Here is a 22,465-nt window from a genome sequence, read left to right as displayed (position 1 = left end):
AACAAAAAGATTTTGCTACGTGCGTGGCGGAAAGTAAACGCTAGTTTGCTCTCGTACTGTTCATAGCTAAACCGTTATCTGCAAGCTCAAAAAAATGAATAAGAAAGACTTTAAAATATATTGGAATATAAACGAATACGACCAATGGACGGAATTTGATTATAAACAATTAGAAAGAGCTAAACTGACCGATTTAACAAAGAATTTTCTATCTGGTGGATTTCCAGATGGAGCAGCACCATGTGTTGACTTTGGTTTAGAAAGTTCTGATGGAAAATTTTACAATATAACCGAATATTACTCCGACATTGACCTTGTTAAAGGCACAGAAAACTATTGGATATTTGGTTCCGATGGTGCAGGAAATCCAATTTGTATAGATTCTAGTTCAAACGACAAGATTGTTTTACTAGACCACGAGCTGGGTTTTGAAAAAATTCAGGACATTAACCAGAACATCATTGAATTGGCAAAATGTTTGTTGGAGTTCAAAAATTTTATTTCTGAAATAGAATCTGAATTTGGAGAAGATGCGTTTATGGACTCAAAATTTTCTAAAGCGAACGTTGATGACCTTAAAGAACGATTCAAGAAAATTAATCCTAATATTTTTTTGGAATCGGAATTTTGGAAAATAGAGGTTGAGTGTTTGTACGATGAAATTGAATAAAAGCCAGCAGATAACAAAACCTATAAACAATACGGGCATAGGGCTTAATCGTACGGTTTGCGTATTTTTATGAAGACCGCAAAATCTTTGGGATTTTGCTTAAACAAGAAAAAGAAAAAACAAAACAAAAAGATTTAGCTATGTGTGTGGCGGAAAGTAAACGCAAGTTTGCTCCCGTACTGTTCATAGCTAAACCGTTGGCAGTAATGTTGAAAAAACTTATTTTACATATAATTATTATTCTCTCATTTGTGTCCTGCAATAAAGAAGAAACATTGAATGGACATTGGCATGAATACCTTGACAATAGCCAAGATTTAGACAATTGCTATATAATTACCGATACCACAATATCTATCAACAAGTTCACGAATGGGGCTACATTTCAACTGGACTCAGCGAAACCATCACAAATTTGGGAATACATTCAATATCCGGATTCAATAATCCAAAGTCATTTGATTAAAGGTGATAAAGTGATATTTCAGAATAATACGAAATGGATAAGACAAATTTCTGATTCCGAAACGTTTCTAAATGACTTTTCAGCTGGTTATAAAGTTAATATACTGCCATTTGAAAGTACAATCGAAAACTCTGATTCCATTGATTTTCAAAATAATAAATTAAGTATCATTCTAGCCTGTGGTCAAATAAAAAGTCAATATGTCGACCCCAGTAAGGGATTTTTTAAAAATCAATTTTACTTTCAAATTAATAATAAGGTTACAAAGGAATATGGAGACCTGTTAGAATATATTAATTGCACTCATTGCAAATTGAACAACATTAATCTTTATGTAAATATGGACAGAAGAACGCCAATCAAGTTGCAAAAGGAATTGGATAGCGCTCTACATTTTTTGAACATAAAAAAGAGTCAGGTTTTTTATTTAAATGCTGACCTTAAAAGATTAAATAAGGGGTATAAAAACACTACTGCCAACAATACCTATAGCAAATAGGGCAAAAAGAGCTAAATTTGAAGACTTGGGCGTCTTTACTAAGTCCGCCAAATCTTTTGGATTTGGCAATTAAAAAAGAAAAAATAATTACAAAACAAAAAGCTCTGGCTCGCAGACCAGACGGAAACGAAAAGTTTCCTTGCCTGCCCTACTTGCCATAGCCTCACCGTTGTCATTAATATGAAAAAAATAATTCTACTTTTCATTTGTACACTTTCCACAATGACAGGGATTTCACAAAATTCAATGATTCCTGAAGTGGTTTGGAATGGAATAACTGAAAATGAGAATCAATATGTGGAATTGTTGAACTTAAAAGATAGGAATTCGTTAATCGTAAGAGTTGCTTACTCAGGCTATTGGAACAAAGGACTTAGTGGACAGTATATAATTTATCAAAATGATGGAAAAATAAAGCGTTACAAAGTCTTTCAACCGAGTGATTCGGATTTAAAAACTAAAGTGAAGCGAAAAAGAGTTAGAAAAAAGGACTTTCAGAATTATTGGAATTATTTGAAAAATTGTATATCTGAAAAGAAATTTCAAATCAATAAAACTCAGCTTAATATTGATGCAAAACCTGGAAAAGAAAAAGGGGCAAGGCTTGTGAAATCGATTTCTGATGGTACAACTTATCACTTTAGCGTTTATCAAGGAAAAAACTATATCGCATACGCCAGTTACGAACCGAAATCATTCATTGAAGATGAATATCCGGGTTTTGAAGAAAGGCAGAAGCTTGTGGGTTTAATGGCTGGATTTGAAACCTTGGCGGAAAAATACTAATGACAACAAAACCTATAAACAATACGGGCTTCCGGCTTAATCGAAAGGTTTGTGTATTTTTATGATGACCGCAAAATCTTTGGGATTTTGCTTTAAACAATAAAAGAAAAAACAAAACAAAAAGATTTCGCTATGTGCGTGGCGGTAAGCAAACGCTAGTTTGCTACCGTACTGTTTATAGCTAAACCGTTGTGCTTCATTATGAAAAAGGAAATTTTAAAACCTTCTTACATTAAGAATCCCAATTTCGTAACAGGAAAAAAGGACAAAATCGAATGCTATAATTTCGACTGTTTATCCTGTGGTAATCAATTAAAACTGAATTATAAAATCCAAATCGAAAATGGTTGGACGGGCAAAACGGAAAATATAACCGAAGAAGAATATGAAGGACTAAAAAAACACTACAACATTGGTTTGTCACAAAAATCGCAAGATGGTGGATTTCCTGTATTTGATAAAATTATTTGTAATAAATGCATTTCTGAGTATTATACATACGTGGGAGTCGATGAATTTAGTAACTCTGCATATTCTGTTCAAGTTCAAGGAATTATGAAAAATGGATAGAGATGAAATATTGGTAATTAAAGTTGACGATAAAGGAAAATTAAACATTAAGCCTTATTCAACAACTTATCCAATGATTTATCGGTCGGCAACCGAGGTTCATTGGGATAATGATAAGAAAACTCTTTACTCGCCAAAACCCAAGGACTGGAGTTATTTAGAGTGGTATTTACACATTGTAGGAGTTGTAAAAGCTGAATGTTCTGTAATTCTTGAATTAACGAATAAAACGGAATGGATTAATATACCTGATGAATTGAAAGCGGAAATAACGAAAGCACAACAAAACCTATAAACAATACGGGCTTCGGGCTTAATCGCAGGGTTTGCGTATTTTTATGAAGTCCGCAAAATCTTTGGGATTTTGCTTTATGACAAAAAAGAAAAAACAAAACACAAAGATTTCGCTATGTGCGTGGCGGAAAGCAAACGCTGGTTTGCTCCCGTACTGTTCATAGCTCAACCGTTAGGCAAAATTTAAAAAATGAACTCTTCATTCGAAAATTATAAAAACCTCAATCCCAAGCACAAGAAAATTATTTTCTATGCCCTAATTGCTGTTATGGTTATCGCAATTGGAACTATAGGACTAGGATTTAGTGAAAACAAATTAATACTCGAGGACGGACATTTGGAGATAACTGGACAATATGGAGAAGAAATTCCTGTGTCTGACATTCAACTAATTGAATTGACTGAGAAACGACCAAGTTTGCGAAGAAGGATTAATGGATTTTCATTTGGGAGTCGAAAAAAAGGACTTTTCAGAACAAATGGCGGAGAAAAAATAAAGGCAATTATCAATTCCAATGCTCGTCCATGGATTTTAATTACGAAAAAATCTGGCGATAAAATATACTTCTCATCGAACGGAAAGTCCAATCAGGCTATATATCAGCAACTGAAAAAAACTTTGCCTAACAAAACCTAAACGTAATGCGGACTTTAGGGCAAAATCGAAAGGTCTGTGTATATTTATAATGTCGCAAAATCTTATGGATTTAGCTTTGGACAAAAAAAAGAAAAAGCAAAACAATAAGCTTTAGCTACGTCGGCAGACGGAAACGAAAAGTTTCCTTGCCCCCGCACTACGCTTAGCCTAACCGTTGTCATTAATGATGTAAAAGTATTTCGGCGGACAAATATCTACTCAAACAAAAGTCATTTTAGGGACGTAAGTCCCGAATTTTTTTGGGTTTTTCTCGAACTCTAAAATGAATTACTGCTCAACTTTGTGCAAATGGACTCCACTCCTATCCAATCGTTACGCAGACGGACTTTTGAGCTAGTTTGCGCAAATGGACCTTACTCAAACGCAACCGTTATTGTTGATGGACTTTTTAGCTTGTTTACGAATACAACCAATCAGAACGCAGTAATTACGCAAGCAAAACGTGCCAAGTAGTGCGAAAATCACTAATGACAACAAAACCTATACGTAATGCGGACTTTTGGGCTAGAACGAATGGTTTGTGTATTTTTATGAGGTCGCAAAATCTTTGGGATTTTGCTTTGGACAAGAAAAAATAAATCAAAACAAAAAGCTTTTGCTGCGCGCTCAGACGGAAACGAAAACGTTTCCTTGCCTCGCACTACGCATAGCTAAACCGTTGTAGCCAATTATGAAAAAGTATATTCACAAATTAATCTTATTAGCTATTTTGTTAGTTTTCGTTTTAAGTTGTGGAGAGAAAAAAGACACTCCCAAAAACATTAAAACCGTAACGGAGAACACAGAAAAAATGCCTGTTTCTTTACTAGATAACGTGCGGCTTGCAATAAATCCAAAATTTCAAGACTGGGTACTTTTTGAAAATGGAACTTATATTATTTTCGACGATGTAAGTAAAATCAAAAATATTGAAGAGGAGTCTATTAGACTAATGAAAGAGTTTGGACCAGTTTCTGCTGGAGGTCCTGCGGGAGATTTTAATGTTACTTCCTTGAATCTGACTAAGGGATGGACTGTTTCTGGTCACGGATATGGGATGTACACTTATGTCAACCCAAAAGAGCTTGAAACAAATTACCCAAACGATATGACTGTTGGTCTTTATGGCCGTTCAAAACGAAACGAAGATGGACTGAATCCTGTAATTATACACGTAAATATTGCGAAAAAATAACTGGCTACAACACAACCTATAAACAATACGGGCTTAGGTTTTAAACGCTAGGGTTTGCGTATTTTTATAAAGACCGCAAAATCTTTGGGATTTTGCTTTGGACAGAAAAAAAGAAAAAACAAAACACAAAGATTTCGCTATGTGCGTAGCGGAAAGCAAACGCTAGTTTGCTCCCGTACTGTTCATAGCTCAGCCGTTGCCAGTAATTATAAAAAAATGCAGAACACAATCGAGAAACTGAAAGAATTTAGCAATCAAATCGACTTGAAAAAGAGGTTTGATTTCAATTTTGACGTTTCCGATAAAATCTTCACTTCAGCGGAAAACGAACGACTAAAAACCCATCAAAATCCATTTGACCAAAATGTAGAGCTGAAATGGATTTTAAGCGAAAAATATCAATCGCATTCGGAACAGAATTTTATAGATTTTTGGATAATTAATGTTTGGGGTGGAATTCGTGGATTTAAACAAAACGAGCGGAATATTGACAAAATATTGCGATTTAAAAAGCAGATTGAAAAAGGCAGATTATCATTAGACTGTTTTAGCACAATTTCATCTTTGTCGAAAATTTCATCCTTTTTGCAACCAGAAAATTTTGTAATTTATGACTCAAGAGTTATTTACACATTAAATTGGCTGATTTTGACTTGCGAAAACCAAAATGGATTTAATGAAAAGTATTATCCAATGCCAAGTGGTCGGAATAGAATAATAGCGGATTTTGATATGAATACAATTATTAACGTTTCGCACATATCGGAATATATGAACAAAGTCGAATTGTTTATTTCACAACAAAAAGCATACTTTGATTTCTGCGATTTTGTAAAAAAAGCAACGTTTGAGATTTACGGAAAAAATGCAAAACCATACGAACTTGAAATGCTTTTATTTACATTAGCGGACAAAGAGATATTTACTGAATTGAAAAACACGCTGGAAATAACTACTGGCAACAATGTATATAAAACATAGCTATTACAGGCTTTCCGAGAGGTTCGTGTGTATTTGCGAAGACCGCCAAATTTTTAAATTTGGCTTTTTGAGAAATTTAAGATAAAAAGAAAAATTTAAAAATTCGGCTCGTGTATAATCCGAAAAATTAGCGTTTATTTATACGCTACGTTTCATATACGGAGACGTTGGCACAAATGTTGCCCGAGTTTGAAAATTGGACGACCTAATCTGGATTTCTCATCGTTGCGCAAATGGACTTGAGCATTGGCGTGAAAACAACGACTAAGCACAACGCAACTGTTATGAGAAAACTTTCCGATCTGTTCGCACTAGAAACGCAAGCAGTTCGCCGGCTTACCCCTACCGGGGTGGCAATCCGCAAGCAACACTTCAGGTACGCAAGCAGAACGTAAGCAACGCCGCAGAAAAAAACACTTGTGCCAACAAAACCTAAGCGTAATGCGGTGGTTCGGTGTTTAATTGCAGCGTTTGCGTATATTTATGAAGTCGCAAAATCATTGGGATTTTGCTTCGGACAGGAAAAAACAAATCAAAACAAAATGCTTTTGCTAAGGGCTATGGCGCGAAGGGAATGGCTTCTCTAAAACCGCACTACGCTTAGCTCAGGCGTTGGCACAAATGTTGCCCAAGTTTGAAAATTGGACGACCTAATCTGGATTTCTCATCCTTGCGCAAATGGACTTGAGCATTGGCGTGAAAACAACGACTAAGCACAACGCAACTGTTATGAGAAAACTTTCCGATCTGTTCGCACTAGAAACGCAAGCAGTTCGCCGGCTTCCCCCTACCGGGGTGGCAATCCGCAAGCAACACTTCAGGTACGCAAGCAGAACGCAAGCAACGCCGCAGAAAAAACACTTGTGCCAACAAAACCTAAGCGTAATGCGGTGCTTCGGTGTTTAATTGCAGCATTTGCGTATATTTATGAAGTCGCAAAATCATTGGGATTTTGCTTCGGACAGTAAAAAATAAATCAAAACAAAATGCTTTTGCTAAGGGCTGTGGCGCAATGGGAATCGCTTATCTAAAACCGCACTACGCTTAGCTCGGGCGTTAGCATTAATGATGAAAAAAATGAAATATATTAAATTATTAGGTTTTATTGGAATAATCGGATTTCTTCCATATTTCATAGAATGTCCAGATTATATAAAATACTTTAAACTGTTCTTTTTCTTTTTTTGGGCAGAAGGAATAGTTAGTTTTTTCTCAAAAAAAGCAAAATAAAAACAATTCATTTTAATTGTTATCATAAGACTAATCTTAATCAGAACGCAGATGGACTTCACTCATATCTAATCGTTGCGCTGATGAACTCTTTAGCAAGTTTACGTAAATGGACCTTACTCGAACGAAACTGTTGCGCAGATGGACTTGTAAATTGTTTGTTAAATAAACTGAAAAGGCGGTGCTTATAAACAATGAAACCAATCAAAACGTGCCAAACAGAACGAAAATCACTAATGCTAACAATGCCTAAACGTAATGCGGACTTTAGGGCAAAACCGTAAGGTCTGTGTATATTTATAAAGTCGCTAAATCTTATGGATTTAGCTTTGGAAGAGAAAAAATAAAACTAAACAATAAGCTTTAGCTTCGTGCGCAGACGGAAACGAAAAGTTTCCTTGCCTCCGCACTACGCTTAGCCCAGCCGTTAGCATTAATGATGAAAAAAATGAAATATATTAAATTATTAGGTTTTATTGGAATAATCGGATTTCTTCCATATTTCATAGAATGTCCAGATTATATAAAATACTTTAAACTGTTCTTTTTCTTTTTTTGGGCAGAAGGAATAGTTAGTTTTTTCTCAAAAAAAGCAAAATAAAAACAATTCATTTTAATTGTTATCATAAGACTAATCTTAATCAGAACGCAGATGGACTTCACTCATATCTAATCGTTGCGCTGATGAACTCTTTAGCAAGTTTACGTAAATGGACCTTACTCGAACGAAACTGTTGCGCAGATGGACTTGTAAATTGTTTGTTAAATAAACTGAAAAGGCGGTGCTTATAAACAATGAAACCAATCAAAACGTGCCAAACAGAACGAAAATCACTAATGCTAACAATGCCTAAACGTAATGCGGACTTTAGGGCAAAACCGTAAGGTCTGTGTATATTTATAAAGTCGCTAAATCTTATGGATTTAGCTTTGGAAGAGAAAAAATAAAACTAAACAATAAGCTTTAGCTTCGTGCGCAGACGGAAACGAAAAGTTTCCTTGCCTCCGCACTACGCTTAGCCCAGCCGTTGGCACAAATGTTGCCCAAGTTTGAAAATTGGACGACCTAATCTGGATTTCTCATCCTTGCGCAAAGGGACTTGAGCATTGGCGTGAAAACAACGACTAAGCACAACGCAACTGTTATGAGAAAACTTTCCGATCTGTTCGCACTAGAAACGCAAGCAGTTCGCCGGCTTCCCCCTACCGGGGTGGCAATCCGCAAGCAACACTTCAGGTACGCAAGCAGAACGCAAGCAACGCCGCAGAAAAAACACTTGTGCCAACAAAACCTAAGCGTAATGCGGTGCTTCGGTGTTTAATTGCAGCATTTGCGTATATTTATGAAGTCGCAAAATCATTGGGATTTTGCTTCGGACAGTAAAAAATAAATCAAAACAAAATGCTTTTGCTAAGGGCTGTGGCGCAATGGGAATCGCTTATCTAAAACCGCACTACGCTTAGCTCGGGCGTTAGGGTTAATTAAAAAAAATGAAAAAAAATTTATTTGCACTTTTATTATTTAATTTACTATTGTCTTGTGAAAATATTGAAAAGACCAATGAGATTCTATTATTTAATGAAGATATAAATCAAGTTGATATTAGTATTAACGACCAAAAAATTGTGCTAGACACTTCAAATCAATTCACAAAATTGAACTTAAAGAATGGATTTTATAAGATTGGTTCTGAAAAAATATACTCTGATTCGATAAGAATTGATAATGATTTTTTAATTACCAAGAACGACAATCAATTTGTTGTATTTCCAGTTTACTATACATCAAAGCCATTATCTGAATCATCTGCGATTTTTGAGCCTTCTGGACCAATTATAATAGATAAGTCAATTGTCATATTTGACGCGCAAAAATTTGATGATATTAATGAGCTAATTGATGGAATAGAAATTTACAATGATTCTGAAAAAATTAGAACGGAAAAAGGTCATACTCAATCTCGGAAAAATGAAATTCCTAAACTTAGATTAGTAAAACCTATTGGAAATAAAATTTTAAAATCTTGGAATTATACATTACAAGATTTACCTGAGAATATAGAGATTAGAAAAAACTCAGTAAATCAAATTTTAGGCGCTTCAAAGAGTCATGAAGTAGTTACGGAATTAAGAAATTTTATGTATATATCGAAAGAAACAGAATTATTCAAAGGTGTACGAGTTTTAGATAGTACCAAACTAGATATTATAAAAGAATATTTAAAGACACGCTACGGCATAAATAACTAACCCTAACAAAACCTATAAACAATACGGGCTGCGGGCTTAATCGCAGGGTTTGCGTATATTTATGCAGAACGCAAAATCTTTGGGATTTTGCATTTTCGAGAAAAAAAGAAAAAACAAAACACAAAGATTTCGCTATGTGAGTGGCAGAAAGCAAACGCTTGTTTGCTCCCGTACTGTTCATAGCTAAACCGTTAGCCACAATTTGTAAAACCAATGCAATTTCGAAAATCTATTGTCAAAAATGAATATGTTCCGATATCCGCTGTTGTTGGATTGGACAAACTACCGACAATAGAGTTGATAAATAAATACACGAAGAAAAAAGAAAAAACAGAAGAAATTATTCGCTATCTAAATTGGAAAAAAAAACGCAATGAGTTGATTTCTTTTTGCAGAGCAGTTTGCGAAACAAAAGTTCCTACGAGTTTTGACTTTCTAATTGACTTGGAAGACACGTCGGGCGGAATTGAAATAAACGCAAAAATCAATCAAGCCATTTGGAATGGAATGGTTCCGCTAAATATTATTGATTTAGGGTATAAGACTATAACTATAATCGAATTCGAAAACGGAATACCAGAACGACTATACTCTCTTAAACAGATGGATGAAGCTGATTTTAAACCAAGGTTTGCGTTGTGTTCTAAATCAAGTAAAGAAAACGTGCTAGCGGAGCTAAAAAACTGTGGCTAACAATACCTATAATTAATACGGACTTCCGGTTTTACGCTAAGGTCTGTGTATATTTATGAGGTCGCAAAATCTTTGGGATTTTGCTTTCGAACAAAAAAAGAAAAAACAAAACCAAAAGCTTTTGCTTAGCGCGTAGCTGGAAATCCGTCGGATTTCTGCGCCGCACTAATCATAGCCGCACCGTTGTAATTAATGGTAAAAAAACAATTTACCAACCTCAAAAATGCGTAATCTGATTCTAAAAAACAGAGCGGATTATTGCGTAAAAATGTATTGATTTTATAAAATTATTTTCAATCTAAACGCAAATGGACAGCAAGTTTGCGCAAATGGATTTCTGAACAACTTTGCGCAAATGGACTTCACTCCTATCTAATTGTTGCGCAGATGGACTTCTTAGCTAGTTTGCGCAGATGGACCTTACTCGTACGCAACAGCTATGTAAATGGACTTGTTTTATTGTTTATCAATACAACCAATCTGTACGCAGTAATTACGAACTAAAACGTGCCAATCAGAACGCAAAACCACTAATTACAACAATGCCTATACTTAATGCGGGCTTAGGTTTTAACGCCAAGTTCTGTGTATCTTTATGATGTCGCTAAATCTTTGGGATTTAGCTTTGGACAAAAAAGGAAAAGCGAAACCCAAAGGTTTAGCTTAGCGCAAGACAGGAAATCCGCTGGATTTCCGCCCCGCACTAAGCATAGCCGAGACGTTACCATACATTTTGAACATATGAACACCAACCAAACTTTATCCGAAATAAAAACCGAATCTTCAATTGGAAAAAGATTTCTTGCAGGTTTTATAGACTACTTAATTATATATACTTTCTTTTTTATCTACGGTTATCAATTTGGACAACCAGACGGCGATGGAGGTTTCACTATAAATGGACTTCCGGCTCTTGGACCAATATTATTTTGGTTGCTTATGACGGTTGGACTTGAGCAATTTTTTGGAGCAACTCTCGGAAATGGAATCGTTGGACTAATGCCAAAATCAATTAAAAAAGACGCAGATGGACAAAATTGGGGTAACTACATGGACAAGCCAACTTTTGGACAATCTTTTAAAAGACATCTACTTGACCCTATTGATATGATCTTTTTTGGACTCGTAGCGATAATCATTATAAAAAATTCAGAATTAAATCAAAGGCTTGGCGATATGTGGGCAAAAACTGTGGTTGTTAAAAGCGAATCAGACGCAAAATAAAAACGTATGGTAACAATGCCTATAATTAATACGGACTTCGGGTTTTACGCCAAGGTCTGTGTATATTTATATAGTCGCAAAATCTTTGGGATTTTGCTTTCGAACAAAAAAAGAAAAAACAAAACCAAAAGCTTTTGCTTAGCGCGTAGCTGGAAATCCGCTGGATTTCTGCGCCGCACTAATCATAGCCGCACCGTTAACGGTAATAAGCTCTAAAAAAAATAGAGCAACTTCGGGGCTTCCCTTTTTTTTGCTTTTTTACGTGCTAGACGGACATTCTGTTCGCAAGTAATACGTTTATCGATAAAAGCAAAAAATCCAAGGTTTTAGTATTTTAAGCATATCTAAATCGTTTGGTTCGGGTTTGTATAAAAGAGCAGCTTGCGGGGCATGCCCTTTTGCCGCCAGCACGCAATCTGTACGCAAACATAACGCAGACGGACTTTTGGTTCGCCATTACTTGCCAAATCCCTTTAAACCGAACTTCTTTTATTTGTGTCCGCCAATTTGGTCGCCCGATGGAAAATGCGGCAAAATCTACGCGGATGGTTAGTTTCACTTGTCTTTAACAGCTATGGTTCGGGTTGCATAATACCGCTAACAATACCTATGTGTAATGCTAGGTCTGTGGTTTAATAAAATGGTTTGTCTATATTTATGATGTCGCCAAATCAGTTTGATTTGGCATTTAATAACAAAAAAAATAAACGCAAAAAAAATGCTTTGGCTTGGTGTTTTGAAATAAGTACAGTTCCTACTTAATTCCGCACTAATCATAGCTTCGGCGTTGTAGCACATTTGAGGAAAATGCACAGAATAATAATCCTACTTTCGATTTTTAGTTTATTTATAAGCTGTAAAAGCAATGTGGATTGCGGAATTGACCCATTAATTATTAGATCAAACGACAGTATAATATCACAAGTGGAATTAGACTCAAGCGGGCAAAAATGGTGGAATGGCTATTTAACAAAACTAGAGGAACCTGAACTAAAAACTGCAGACAAAGAAAGTTACAGGTTAATGATTTATAACTCAATGGGAGAATCATCCAAAACCTATCGGATTTTTAAAAACTGGAATTCATATAGCTTAATTTACAAAGAATTTGGAACGGAAAATTCCGATGGAATTGCGGATGAACTTTTTGTAAATAATGAAAAGGAATTATCGAAAAAAGAATGGACTGAATTTCAATCTTTATTACACGATATTGGATTTTGGAGTTTACCTGTTACAACAGATAGAAGTGGTCTCGATGGAGCAAGTTGGGTTCTCGAAGGAATGAATCCAAATGGAAATGAATGCACAAATAGAGAATATCACGTAGTTGCAAGGTGGCAGCCAATTGACACAATGAAAGTGATGGAATTGAATTATAAACTGATTGAACTAAACGGAAAATAAAAACGTGCTACAACAACGTGTATAATTAATTGCTTGATAGTGTGTAAAGGCTTCTCAAGGATTTCTGTCGAAATCCCAACGCTTCCATCCTTTTTGCTATCTTAGTAATTACAGCAACTAATCATACACGAACACGTTGGCAACAAGCTAAAGAAACATCCGAACATAAATTAAAATGAGTGGAAAAAACATACATTCTGAACCTTTTGATAGTGGAACAATAACAAAACTCGAAATATTTGAAGATTATGCTCAAGCTTGGATTCCAACATTTTTGCCACAAGCTCACTTTAGCGAGATTCATATATTTGACTTTTTTTCTGGACCAGGTTATGATTCAAATAATATAGCTGGTAGCCCAATTCGTCTTTTAACTAAAATAAATGAGCATTTAGGTAATATTTTAAGAACTAAAACTAAAATTGTTTTACACTTCAATGAATTTGAGCCTAATAGAAAAGCACAGAATAAATTTGACCTACTCAAAAAGAATTGTGAAGATTTCATTTCTCAAAATCCAAAATTCAAATATTTCCTTACAGTAAACTATTACAATGAAGATGCAGAAGAATTATTCTTCAAATTAATTCCAACAATTAAAGAATATCCCTCATTAGTCTATTTAGACCAAAACGGTGTGAAATTTATTTCCCAAGAATATATTGATGAACTTGAAAGATTAAATACAACTGATTTTATCTATTTTGTTTCATCCTCTTTTTTTAGAAGATATGGAATGACAGAAGAATTTAAAAAAGCTTTAGAAATAGATATTACAGAGTTGGAAAGTGAGGAATATCGAAATATGCATCGTTTGGTTTTTAATAAAATCAATTCACGACTTCCAAAAAATTCGGAATTAAAATTATTCCCTTTTTCAATAAAGAAAAAGAGAAATATTTATGGAATCATATTTGGGGCAAAGAATTATGCAGCAGTTGATAAATTTTTGAAAATAGCTTGGAAAAGAAATAACTTAAACGGAGAAGCTGATTTTGACATTGATGAAGATAAAAGTAAAATTCAACTCGATATGTTTGAGGGACAAAAAATGACAAAAGTTGAGAAATTTAAAAGCGAATTAGAGACCAAGCTTTTAAAAAGAAAAACCGTTACAAATAGAGCTGTCTTAATGTACACTTATTCAAATGGACATATTCCACAACACGCAGTTGATTTATTAAAGCTAATGAAGAAACAAGGTAAATTGGAATACGAGGGAAAATCACCTTTCTTAAATTATGTAAATGTTTTTAGAAAGGATAATATTGTAACTTATAAAATAATCTCAAAGTAAAATGGCACAATCAAGTATAGAATGGACAGAAATGACTTGGAACCCGACAACTGGTTGTACCAAGGTATCTCAAGGTTGTAAATTCTGTTATGCGGAAATTATGTCTAAACGACTTCAAGCAATGGGAGTCGAAAAATACAAAAATAATTTTGAGGTTCGCACACACGAATCTGCACTTAAAACACCATATACTTGGAAAAAATCTAAAATTGTTTTTGTAAACTCAATGAGCGATTTATTCCACGAACAAATACCTTTAGAGTTTATCAAAAAGGTTTTTAAGGTTATGAATGAAAATCCACAGCACGTTTTTCAAGTTTTGACTAAAAGAGCGGAAAGACTTTTAGAGATACACAAAGAATTAAAGTGGTCTCATAATATTTGGATGGGTGTTTCAGTTGAGGAACAAAAAGTAGAAAATAGAATTGACTACTTGAGAGAAACTAATGCAAGAGTAAAGTTTCTATCTCTTGAGCCACTTATAGGAGCGCTACCGAATCTAAATTTAAAAAATATAGATTGGGTAATTGTTGGTGGCGAAAGTGGTCACACACCAAGACCAATGGATGCTGATTGGGTAATTGATATCCAAGAACAATGTGAAAAGGCAGATGTTGCATTTTTCTTTAAACAATGGGGCGGTAAAAACAAAAAGAAAAACGGTAGAGAATTAAACGGTAGAACCTATGATGAAATGCCGGAAATTGAATTGCAACATAGCGTCTGAAAAGAAAAGCCAGTTGCCAACAATGTATAAAAAAAATAGGGCAAAAAGTGCTTAATCAAAAGGTTTGTGTTTATTTGCCAAGTCGCCAAATTTTTAAATTTGCTGTAATTAAAAGTAGAAAAGTTAATTAACAAAATTTAAAAATTCGGCTTTAGCTTAATCCGAAAAGTATCGCTTACAACTGCCCTACTTTTCTTATACTAGACCGTTAGCCACAATTTGTAAAACCAATGCAATTTCGAAAATCTATTGTCAAAAATGAATATGTTCCGATATCCGCTGTTGTTGGATTGGACAAACTACCGACAATAGAGTTGATAAATAAATACACGAAGAAAAAAGAAAAAACAGAAGAAATTATTCGCTATCTAAATTGGAAAAAAAAACGCAATGAGTTGATTTCTTTTTGCAGAGCAGTTTGCGAAACAAAAGTTCCTACGAGTTTTGACTTTCTAATTGACTTGGAAGACACGTCGGGCGGAATTGAAATAAACGCAAAAATCAATCAAGCCATTTGGAATGGAATGGTTCCGCTAAATATTATTGATTTAGGGTATAAGACTATAACTATAATCGAATTCGAAAACGGAATACCAGAACGACTATACTCTCTTAAACAGATGGATGAAGCTGATTTTAAACCAAGGTTTGCGTTGTGTTCTAAATCAAGTAAAGAAAACGTGCTAGCGGAGCTAAAAAACTGTGGCTAACAATACCTATAATTAATACGGACTTCCGGTTTTACGCTAAGGTCTGTGTATATTTATGAGGTCGCAAAATCTTTGGGATTTTGCTTTCGAACAAAAAAAGAAAAAACAAAACCAAAAGCTTTTGCTTAGCGCGTAGCTGGAAATCCGTCGGATTTCTGCGCCGCACTAATCATAGCCGCACCGTTGTGTGTAATGTTGAAAATCCTATCAGAAAATAGAAAAACCATCTGGAATTTCACCAAATTACTTCTTGTAATCTTTGGTGTAATGGCCGCAATTCTTGCTGTAATAGGTTATTTAACTCAAGGAATATTCAATATCTACCCTTTAATATTTACATTTTCCCTAACTCTGTTTGGACTAGTAATTCTAATTGGAATCGAATATTTTAAAAGAATACGAGAAAAACGATTTTTTGAAAAAGCACCGTTTAATGAAATAAAATCAAGGACAATTGAAACAACAAAAGTGCAACGTTCAAAATTTGACTTTCCCAAAACGCAAAGGATTATGGAACTGAATGGACAAAAGTTTGCGGTGGAATATTATGATGATTTCTTTAAATTTCCGATTTCCGATGTGTTATTAATATATAATCAGACTAACATGGACATTGAGCCTATTGTTATTAATTATAAACGCAAAAAATATAGCGGAACGGAATTGCTTAATGAGATTAGCTGTGTGTAAAAACACTACACACAACAAAACCTATAAACAATAAGAGCTTCGGGCATTAACGAAAGGTTTGCGTATTTTTATGAGGTCGCGAAATCTTTGGGATTTCGCTTTGACACAAAAAAAGAAAAAACAAAACAAAAAGATTTCGCTATGTGCGTGGCGGAAAGCAAACACCAGTTTGCTCTCGTACTGTTCATAGCTCAACCGTTGTAAACAATTATGAACGAACACGAAGATTATTTTAGATTCTCCAAAAATGGAGACGTTCATACATTGAGTAATAGAATTCCCTTCAAATGGACAGAACTGCTAATTTGGTCTTCAGCTTCGTTTATATTTCTAATTTACTTTCTTGGATTAGGTGTTGGAATTTTTGTTGCGGTATTAAGTTTAATTGGCTACACATTCTATCGATTTGCATCATGGATTTACTATTCAGAAATAGAAATTGATGAGAAAAGCGGAAAAATGACCCTGTTGAAAAAACTGCTTAATCGGACTCAAAAAATGGATTTGATAACTGATAAGTTTGACCCGAATGGACTTGAATACTCTGAACTAAATCGGAGCGGAAAAAATAAGTTTCTTATGTCTTATCGTACTCATAAAAATCACGATTTGCTGATTTTAAAAAATAAGTCGGACAAAGAATTAATAGAAAAATATATTCAAGAAAAAATTAAAATTTAGAACAGAATATGGCTTTCACAAAAGAGACAAAAGACAACGAACTTTACGTTTATATGAACGGTAAACTGATTTATAAAAAATGGTTGAAAACTGGACAATCTAAAGTATTTGATGTCATGGCTTATGACAAATACACGGAATATTCAATTACAGAACCGGAAAAATAACTGTTTACAACAAAACCTATAAACAATACGGGCTTCTGGCTTAATCGAAAGGTTTGCGTATTTTTAGAAGGTCGCGAAATCTTTGGGATTTCGCTTTTGACAGTAAAAAAATAAAACAAAACCAAAAGATTTCGCTACGTGCGTGGCGGAAAGCAAACGCTAGTTTGCTCCCGTACTGTTCATAGCTCAACCGTTGTCATTAATTTTGAAGTTCTTGCCAAAGTTGAATTTTTTAATAATAGTTAATAGTATTAAAATTGAATACTGCGAATGGACTTCTTACTCAAGCGTAATCTGAACGTAGATGGACTTTTGAGCAAGTTTTCGCAAATGGAATTTCCAATCTGAATGCTATAAAAATATATTCGTGAACAACCAGAAAATAACTCAATCTGAAAAAATCAAAATATTCCTAAATGAATACTATTTTGGTTATGGAACTTATTACTCAATTTTAAGAATTGTAGCGGGTCCATTAATTCTGATAATGGGTTTCTATATGTATATGAATGGCAATTCTAAACCTGGAATAAGCTACTCTGGTTTTATGATGTTTTTCGGAGTATATTATTTACTAAAACCCTTCATAACCATTTTAACTCAAAAGGCTTGGTTCAAAAATTTTGACCATAATTACCATATTGAATCTGACAAAATCATAATACAATCTGGAAAGAGTAAATCTGAACTGGATTACTCTGAATTGGAAAAGGTTCTAAAAAGAAAAACATATTTTGTGTTAAAGACAAAATCAAAACAAGGAATATATCTGCCTATTAAAAATTTAGAAACTGATGAGATTGATATTCTAAGCAGACTAAAGAAAAACTAATGACAACAAAACCTATAAACAATACGGGTTTCGGGTTTGTTCGCAGGGTTTGCGTATTTTTATGATGTCCGCAAAATCTTTGGGATTTTGCTTTAAACAAGGAAAAGAAAAAACAAAACAAAAAGATTTTGCTACGTGCGTGGCGGAAAGTAAACGCTAGTTTGCTCTCGTACTGTTCATAGCTAAACCGTTGTAAAACATTTTGAAAAAAGCACTCTTTGTCATAACGTTCTTAATTGGATTTCTATCTTTTGGACAAGAAATAGTGTCAGAAAATGACACTTTACTTCTGTGGACAAAACTCCGCCCTTTAAATTGGAAAGACTTTAATGGGGTTTCAAAAATTCCAAAAAATAAATATGGAGTTCATACGGCAGCCGAAACTGCAACTGGACCTGTGTTTATTCATAGAACGGATAAAAATGGAAATAAGGTTCCATATCCTCTTAATTATTTCTACAAGACTCTCTCCTGGTCTATATCGAATGATAGCCTTTTATTGGTTCACGAGCAATTACATTTTGATATTAAAGAGTTATATATTAGAAAAATGAGAATCGGATTTGAAGCTTTTACCGATAAAAACATTTATGAAAGTTATGTTTACAATGATTTCTCTGAGAAAATATTAGAACAATGTAGACAAGTGCAGAAAGATTACGATAAGCAGGTTTCGTTCAGTAAAGCGAAACAACAAGAATGGCGAAAGTATATTGACGAAGAATTAGACAAATTAAAAAAGTATGAATACATACCTGAATAGAGCAAAAGTGTACTTCAATTCTTACCGAGAAAAAACGTTTTACAACAACACCTATAAACAATACGGGCTTCGGGCTTAATCGAAAGGTTTGTGTATTTTTATAAAGTCCGCAAAATCTTATGGATTTTGCTCTGAACAGGAAAAAATAAATCAAAACAATAAGATTTCGCTTTGTGCGTGGCGGAAAGCAAACGCTAGTTTGCTCCCGTACTGTTCATAGCTCAACCGTTACCATACATTTTGAACATATGAACACCAACCAAACTTTATCCGAAATAAAAACCGAATCTTCAATTGGAAAAAGATTTCTTGCAGGTTTTATAGACTACTTAATTATATATACTTTCTTTTTTATCTACGGTTATCAATTTGGACAACCAGACGGCGATGGAGGTTTCACTATAAATGGACTTCCGGCTCTTGGACCAATATTATTTTGGTTGCTTATGACGGTTGGACTTGAGCAATTTTTTGGAGCAACTCTCGGAAATGGAATCGTTGGACTAATGCCAAAATCAATTAAAAAAGACGCAGATGGACAAAATTGGGGTAACTACATGGACAAGCCAACTTTTGGACAATCTTTTAAAAGACATCTACTTGACCCTATTGATATGATCTTTTTTGGACTCGTAGCGATAATCATTATAAAAAATTCAGAATTAAATCAAAGGCTTGGCGATATGTGGGCAAAAACTGTGGTTGTTAAAAGCGAATCAGACGCAAAATAAAAACGTATGGTAACAATGCCTATAATTAATACGGACTTCGGGTTTTACGCCAAGGTCTGTGTATATTTATATAGTCGCAAAATCTTTGGGATTTTGCTTTCGAACAAAAAAAGAAAAAACAAAACCAAAAGCTTTTGCTTAGCGCGTAGCTGGAAATCCGCTGGATTTCTGCGCCGCACTAATCATAGCCGCACCGTTGTAATTAATGGTAAAAAAACAATTTACCAACCTCAAAAATGCGTAATCTGATTCTAAAAAACAGAGCGGATTATTGCGTAAAAATGTATTGATTTTATAAAATTATTTTCAATCTAAACGCAAATGGACAGCAAGTTTGCGCAAATGGATTTCTGAACAACTTTGCGCAAATGGACTTCACTCCTATCTAATTGTTGCGCAGATGGACTTCTTAGCTAGTTTGCGCAGATGGACCTTACTCGTACGCAACAGCTATGTAAATGGACTTGTTTTATTGTTTATCAATACAACCAATCTGTACGCAGTAATTACGAACTAAAACGTGCCAATCAGAACGCAAAACCACTAATTACAACAATGCCTATACTTAATGCGGGCTTAGGTTTTAACGCCAAGTTCTGTGTATCTTTATGATGTCGCTAAATCTTTGGGATTTAGCTTTGGACAAAAAAGGAAAAGCGAAACCCAAAGGTTTAGCTTAGCGCAAGACAGGAAATCCGCTGGATTTCCGCCCCGCACTAAGCATAGCCGAGACGTTAACGGTAATAAGCTCTAAAAAAAATAGAGCAACTTCGGGGCTTCCCTTTTTTTTGCTTTTTTACGTGCTAGACGGACATTCTGTTCGCAAGTAATACGTTTATCGATAAAAGCAAAAAATCCAAGGTTTTAGTATTTTAAGCATATCTAAATCGTTTGGTTCGGGTTTGTATAAAAGAGCAGCTTGCGGGGCATGCCCTTTTGCCGCCAGCACGCAATCTGTACGCAAACATAACGCAGACGGACTTTTGGTTCGCCATTACTTGCCAAATCCCTTTAAACCGAACTTCTTTTATTTGTGTCCGCCAATTTGGTCGCCCGATGGAAAATGCGGCAAAATCTACGCGGATGGTTAGTTTCACTTGTCTTTAACAGCTATGGTTCGGGTTGCATAATACCGCTAACAATACCTATGTGTAATGCTAGGTCTGTGGTTTAATAAAATGGTTTGTCTATATTTATGATGTCGCCAAATCAGTTTGATTTGGCATTTAATAACAAAAAAAATAAACGCAAAAAAAATGCTTTGGCTTGGTGTTTTGAAATAAGTACAGTTCCTACTTAATTCCGCACTAATCATAGCTTCGGCGTTGTGCGCAAGCTAAAAAAATATGAACAAGTATTCAAAATACATAATCGCAATTGTCTGTCTAGCGGTAATCATCTTTAGAATGTTTTTTCCAAAGCTGACTTTTGATTTGATTTCCGTATCGCTTCTAGCAATTGGAACTTTAGCTCTTTTAATTAAAAACCCAGAGAAATTATTTGAGAAGGCAAAAAAAATAAAACTTGGGAGTTTTGAGCTAGAATTGCAAGAACTCAATGAAGAGACGGAAAAGGTAGAAGAAAATCTAGAAGTAGAAACAGATGGACCCGTTGGACTGGGCGCACCTGTGATTGATGACAACGAAGAATTGTATCAAATTACCGATGATTATTCGACGGACTTGATAAGATTATCGGTTGAGATTGAAAAAACTCTCAGGATTATTTTCGAACGACATTTCAAATCGACTGAAAAACGACCGTTATCCGTTGGGAGAATGATTGAAAAACTCGGAACGGAAAACGTAATAGACTATGATACCGCTAAATTGTTGCGGAAATTTTGGAATTTAAGAAATGAACTAATTCACAACCATAAATTTGAAATTCAAAAGATGGACTTTATTGCGTTTAACGATATTGGTATTCGAATTTTGAAAATCTTAAAAGTCCTTAAAAAAGGTCTGTCGGACGGAGATGAAGGACTTCCGCATTATGGACTGCAATAAAAAAAGCCAGCGCACAACAAAGCCTAAAAACAATACGGGCTTTGGGGTTTACCGAATGGTTTGCGCATTTTTATAAAGTCCGCCAAAACATTAGGATTTTGGGATTTTAAAAGAAAAAAATTAAAACCAAAACAAAAGGTTTTGGCTAAGTGATAAACGGAAAGCAAACGCGAGTTTGCCCCCGTACTGTTCTTAGCCAAACCGTTAGGTGCAATTTGAAATGAACTCTCGATTAAAGAAAGAATATAAAAGAGGATTTAGTGAGTTAAGAGAAATAATTAACTCGTGGGAATTAATACCTGACTCGCCAGATGACGAATTCGACTCTATTAATCATCTATTTCTTAGTCAATTATATAAAGGTTCTGATAAATTTAAAATTTCGAAAGTCATACAATTTGAGTTGACTAATAATTACGGGTTTTCTATTGAACATATTGACTCGGACAAAATGACTTTAGAAGTATTAGAATGGTGGAATAACTTTAAAAAATAATATTATGGCAACTCAAATCTGTCCGAAATTCAAAGTGGATAGCTTTAACTGGAAAGTGGACGAGGACGAATCACCTCTTACTATTTGGGATTGCGGAAATTGTAATTATCGAGCATTTGAAAATGAAACTGACGAACGGAATTGCTCAAATTGCGGAAAGAAAACGGAATCGAAATTAAAAGATAATAAAAAAGAATATTGGTGGTGTTCGAATTGTAGTACTACAAAAGAGATTAAGAAAACAATGAGTGCTAGAATAAAAAGAGATATAGAGAAACACAAAGAAAATAATAAACGAATTGTTGAATTAGCAAAAAGAGATGTTAAGAAATATAAGAAAGACTTATATGGAAATAAGGAAAATGACAACGGAAAAGACTCTGAATAATAAAAACTGCACCTAACACCGTGTATAATTAATTGCTTTGGTCGTTGTCTATTTGGAAAATTCCTTCGGAAT

At 34.6% G+C, this 22,465-nt stretch carries 24 protein-coding genes; all 24 read left to right on the top strand.

Features of this window, described 5'->3' with window-relative positions; genetic code table 11:
- Positions 1-94 precede the first annotated feature (94 nt).
- The gene (locus SJY09_RS02680) at positions 95-670 is read left to right on the top strand and encodes a hypothetical protein (RefSeq protein ID WP_396637416.1); all 576 of its coding nucleotides are present in this window, start codon (positions 95-97) and stop codon (positions 668-670) included.
- A gap of 95 nt (positions 671-765) precedes the next feature.
- Positions 766-1,635 carry a hypothetical protein gene (locus tag SJY09_RS02675; protein WP_396637415.1) on the top strand — a complete coding sequence of 290 codons (870 nt, stop codon included), beginning with the start codon at positions 766-768 and terminating at the stop codon, positions 1,633-1,635.
- Positions 1,636-1,815: 180 nt separating this feature from the next.
- Positions 1,816-2,421 carry a hypothetical protein gene (locus SJY09_RS02670; protein ID WP_396637414.1) on the top strand — a complete coding sequence of 202 codons (606 nt, stop codon included), beginning with the start codon at positions 1,816-1,818 and terminating at the stop codon, positions 2,419-2,421.
- A gap of 201 nt (positions 2,422-2,622) precedes the next feature.
- The gene (locus tag SJY09_RS02665) at positions 2,623-2,991 is read left to right on the top strand and encodes a hypothetical protein (protein WP_396637413.1); all 369 of its coding nucleotides are present in this window, start codon (positions 2,623-2,625) and stop codon (positions 2,989-2,991) included.
- A complete protein-coding gene (locus SJY09_RS02660; RefSeq protein WP_396637412.1) occupies positions 2,984-3,286 on the top strand; it encodes a hypothetical protein in 303 nt (100 codons plus the stop codon). Before SJY09_RS02665 ends, SJY09_RS02660 begins: the two co-directional genes overlap by 8 nt.
- Before the next feature lie 189 nt (positions 3,287-3,475).
- Positions 3,476-3,922: a hypothetical protein gene (locus tag SJY09_RS02655; RefSeq protein ID WP_396637411.1), complete on the top strand. Its 447-nt coding sequence runs from the start codon at positions 3,476-3,478 to the stop codon at positions 3,920-3,922.
- 691 nt (positions 3,923-4,613) lie between these two features.
- Positions 4,614-5,117 (top strand): hypothetical protein, encoded by a 504-nt coding sequence (locus SJY09_RS02650; RefSeq protein WP_396637410.1) that lies wholly within the window; start codon positions 4,614-4,616, stop codon positions 5,115-5,117.
- A 54-nt stretch (positions 5,118-5,171) separates the two neighbouring features.
- A complete protein-coding gene (locus tag SJY09_RS02645; protein ID WP_396637409.1) occupies positions 5,172-6,098 on the top strand; it encodes a hypothetical protein in 927 nt (308 codons plus the stop codon).
- A 2,721-nt stretch (positions 6,099-8,819) separates the two neighbouring features.
- Positions 8,820-9,578 (top strand): hypothetical protein, encoded by a 759-nt coding sequence (locus tag SJY09_RS02640; RefSeq protein ID WP_396637408.1) that lies wholly within the window; start codon positions 8,820-8,822, stop codon positions 9,576-9,578.
- A 213-nt stretch (positions 9,579-9,791) separates the two neighbouring features.
- On the top strand, positions 9,792-10,271 hold the full coding sequence (locus tag SJY09_RS02635; RefSeq protein WP_396637403.1) for a hypothetical protein: 480 nt from the start codon (positions 9,792-9,794) through the stop codon (positions 10,269-10,271).
- Between the two features lie 612 nt (positions 10,272-10,883).
- Positions 10,884-11,495, top strand: coding sequence for an RDD family protein (locus SJY09_RS02630; RefSeq protein WP_396637407.1), 612 nt, complete (start codon positions 10,884-10,886; stop codon positions 11,493-11,495).
- 807 nt (positions 11,496-12,302) lie between these two features.
- Positions 12,303-12,902, top strand: a complete 600-nt coding sequence (locus tag SJY09_RS02625; protein ID WP_396637406.1) for a hypothetical protein — start codon at positions 12,303-12,305, stop codon at positions 12,900-12,902.
- 175 nt (positions 12,903-13,077) lie between these two features.
- Positions 13,078-14,199 (top strand): three-Cys-motif partner protein TcmP, encoded by a 1,122-nt coding sequence (gene tcmP, locus SJY09_RS02620; protein WP_396637405.1) that lies wholly within the window; start codon positions 13,078-13,080, stop codon positions 14,197-14,199.
- A 1-nt stretch (position 14,200) separates the two neighbouring features.
- A complete protein-coding gene (locus tag SJY09_RS02615) occupies positions 14,201-14,926 on the top strand; it encodes a DUF5131 family protein (protein ID WP_396637404.1) in 726 nt (241 codons plus the stop codon).
- Between the two features lie 230 nt (positions 14,927-15,156).
- Positions 15,157-15,636: a hypothetical protein gene (locus SJY09_RS02610; RefSeq protein ID WP_396637403.1), complete on the top strand. Its 480-nt coding sequence runs from the start codon at positions 15,157-15,159 to the stop codon at positions 15,634-15,636.
- Positions 15,637-15,828: 192 nt separating this feature from the next.
- A complete protein-coding gene (locus SJY09_RS02605; RefSeq protein WP_396637402.1) occupies positions 15,829-16,326 on the top strand; it encodes a hypothetical protein in 498 nt (165 codons plus the stop codon).
- Positions 16,327-16,536: 210 nt separating this feature from the next.
- Positions 16,537-17,007, top strand: a complete 471-nt coding sequence (locus tag SJY09_RS02600) for a hypothetical protein (RefSeq protein ID WP_396637401.1) — start codon at positions 16,537-16,539, stop codon at positions 17,005-17,007.
- Positions 17,008-17,015: 8 nt separating this feature from the next.
- A complete protein-coding gene (locus SJY09_RS02595; RefSeq protein ID WP_396637400.1) occupies positions 17,016-17,174 on the top strand; it encodes a hypothetical protein in 159 nt (52 codons plus the stop codon).
- 367 nt (positions 17,175-17,541) lie between these two features.
- Complete coding sequence (locus SJY09_RS02590; protein ID WP_396637399.1) at positions 17,542-18,006, top strand: YcxB family protein; 465 nt, start codon at positions 17,542-17,544, stop codon at positions 18,004-18,006.
- A 202-nt stretch (positions 18,007-18,208) separates the two neighbouring features.
- On the top strand, positions 18,209-18,769 hold the full coding sequence (locus tag SJY09_RS02585; RefSeq protein WP_396637398.1) for a hypothetical protein: 561 nt from the start codon (positions 18,209-18,211) through the stop codon (positions 18,767-18,769).
- 248 nt (positions 18,770-19,017) lie between these two features.
- Positions 19,018-19,500 carry an RDD family protein gene (locus tag SJY09_RS02580; RefSeq protein WP_396637381.1) on the top strand — a complete coding sequence of 161 codons (483 nt, stop codon included), beginning with the start codon at positions 19,018-19,020 and terminating at the stop codon, positions 19,498-19,500.
- Positions 19,501-20,846: 1,346 nt separating this feature from the next.
- The gene (locus tag SJY09_RS02575) at positions 20,847-21,509 is read left to right on the top strand and encodes a hypothetical protein (protein WP_396637397.1); all 663 of its coding nucleotides are present in this window, start codon (positions 20,847-20,849) and stop codon (positions 21,507-21,509) included.
- A 220-nt stretch (positions 21,510-21,729) separates the two neighbouring features.
- Complete coding sequence (locus SJY09_RS02570) at positions 21,730-22,005, top strand: hypothetical protein (protein WP_396637396.1); 276 nt, start codon at positions 21,730-21,732, stop codon at positions 22,003-22,005.
- Between the two features lie 4 nt (positions 22,006-22,009).
- Positions 22,010-22,393: a hypothetical protein gene (locus SJY09_RS02565; RefSeq protein WP_396637395.1), complete on the top strand. Its 384-nt coding sequence runs from the start codon at positions 22,010-22,012 to the stop codon at positions 22,391-22,393.
- Positions 22,394-22,465 lie beyond the last annotated feature (72 nt).

The organism is Maribacter sp. R77961 (genome assembly GCF_044594925.1).
In the GTDB taxonomy this organism is placed as follows: Bacteria; Bacteroidota; Bacteroidia; order Flavobacteriales; family Flavobacteriaceae; genus Maribacter.
This window is presented reverse-complemented; position numbering and strand designations above follow the sequence as displayed.

Bases quoted from the DNA above. Each gene is read 5' to 3' on its own strand.
- SJY09_RS02605 (WP_396637402.1), top strand. From the start codon at position 15,829: ATGTTGAAAATCCTATCAGAAAATAGAAAAACCATCTGGAATTTCACC.
- SJY09_RS02680 (WP_396637416.1), top strand. From the start codon at position 95: ATGAATAAGAAAGACTTTAAAATATATTGGAATATAAACGAATACGAC.
- SJY09_RS02595 (WP_396637400.1), top strand. From the start codon at position 17,016: ATGGCTTTCACAAAAGAGACAAAAGACAACGAACTTTACGTTTATATG.
- SJY09_RS02670 (WP_396637414.1), top strand. From the start codon at position 1,816: ATGAAAAAAATAATTCTACTTTTCATTTGTACACTTTCCACAATGACA.
- SJY09_RS02625 (WP_396637406.1), top strand. From the start codon at position 12,303: ATGCACAGAATAATAATCCTACTTTCGATTTTTAGTTTATTTATAAGC.
- SJY09_RS02665 (WP_396637413.1), top strand. From the start codon at position 2,623: ATGAAAAAGGAAATTTTAAAACCTTCTTACATTAAGAATCCCAATTTC.
- SJY09_RS02635 (WP_396637403.1), top strand. From the start codon at position 9,792: ATGCAATTTCGAAAATCTATTGTCAAAAATGAATATGTTCCGATATCC.
- SJY09_RS02570 (WP_396637396.1), top strand. From the start codon at position 21,730: ATGAACTCTCGATTAAAGAAAGAATATAAAAGAGGATTTAGTGAGTTA.
- SJY09_RS02615 (WP_396637404.1), top strand. From the start codon at position 14,201: ATGGCACAATCAAGTATAGAATGGACAGAAATGACTTGGAACCCGACA.
- SJY09_RS02640 (WP_396637408.1), top strand. From the start codon at position 8,820: ATGAAAAAAAATTTATTTGCACTTTTATTATTTAATTTACTATTGTCT.
- SJY09_RS02655 (WP_396637411.1), top strand. From the start codon at position 3,476: ATGAACTCTTCATTCGAAAATTATAAAAACCTCAATCCCAAGCACAAG.
- tcmP (WP_396637405.1), top strand. From the start codon at position 13,078: ATGAGTGGAAAAAACATACATTCTGAACCTTTTGATAGTGGAACAATA.
- SJY09_RS02660 (WP_396637412.1), top strand. From the start codon at position 2,984: ATGGATAGAGATGAAATATTGGTAATTAAAGTTGACGATAAAGGAAAA.
- SJY09_RS02575 (WP_396637397.1), top strand. From the start codon at position 20,847: ATGAACAAGTATTCAAAATACATAATCGCAATTGTCTGTCTAGCGGTA.
- SJY09_RS02565 (WP_396637395.1), top strand. From the start codon at position 22,010: ATGGCAACTCAAATCTGTCCGAAATTCAAAGTGGATAGCTTTAACTGG.
- SJY09_RS02580 (WP_396637381.1), top strand. From the start codon at position 19,018: ATGAACACCAACCAAACTTTATCCGAAATAAAAACCGAATCTTCAATT.
- SJY09_RS02600 (WP_396637401.1), top strand. From the start codon at position 16,537: ATGAACGAACACGAAGATTATTTTAGATTCTCCAAAAATGGAGACGTT.
- SJY09_RS02610 (WP_396637403.1), top strand. From the start codon at position 15,157: ATGCAATTTCGAAAATCTATTGTCAAAAATGAATATGTTCCGATATCC.
- SJY09_RS02650 (WP_396637410.1), top strand. From the start codon at position 4,614: ATGAAAAAGTATATTCACAAATTAATCTTATTAGCTATTTTGTTAGTT.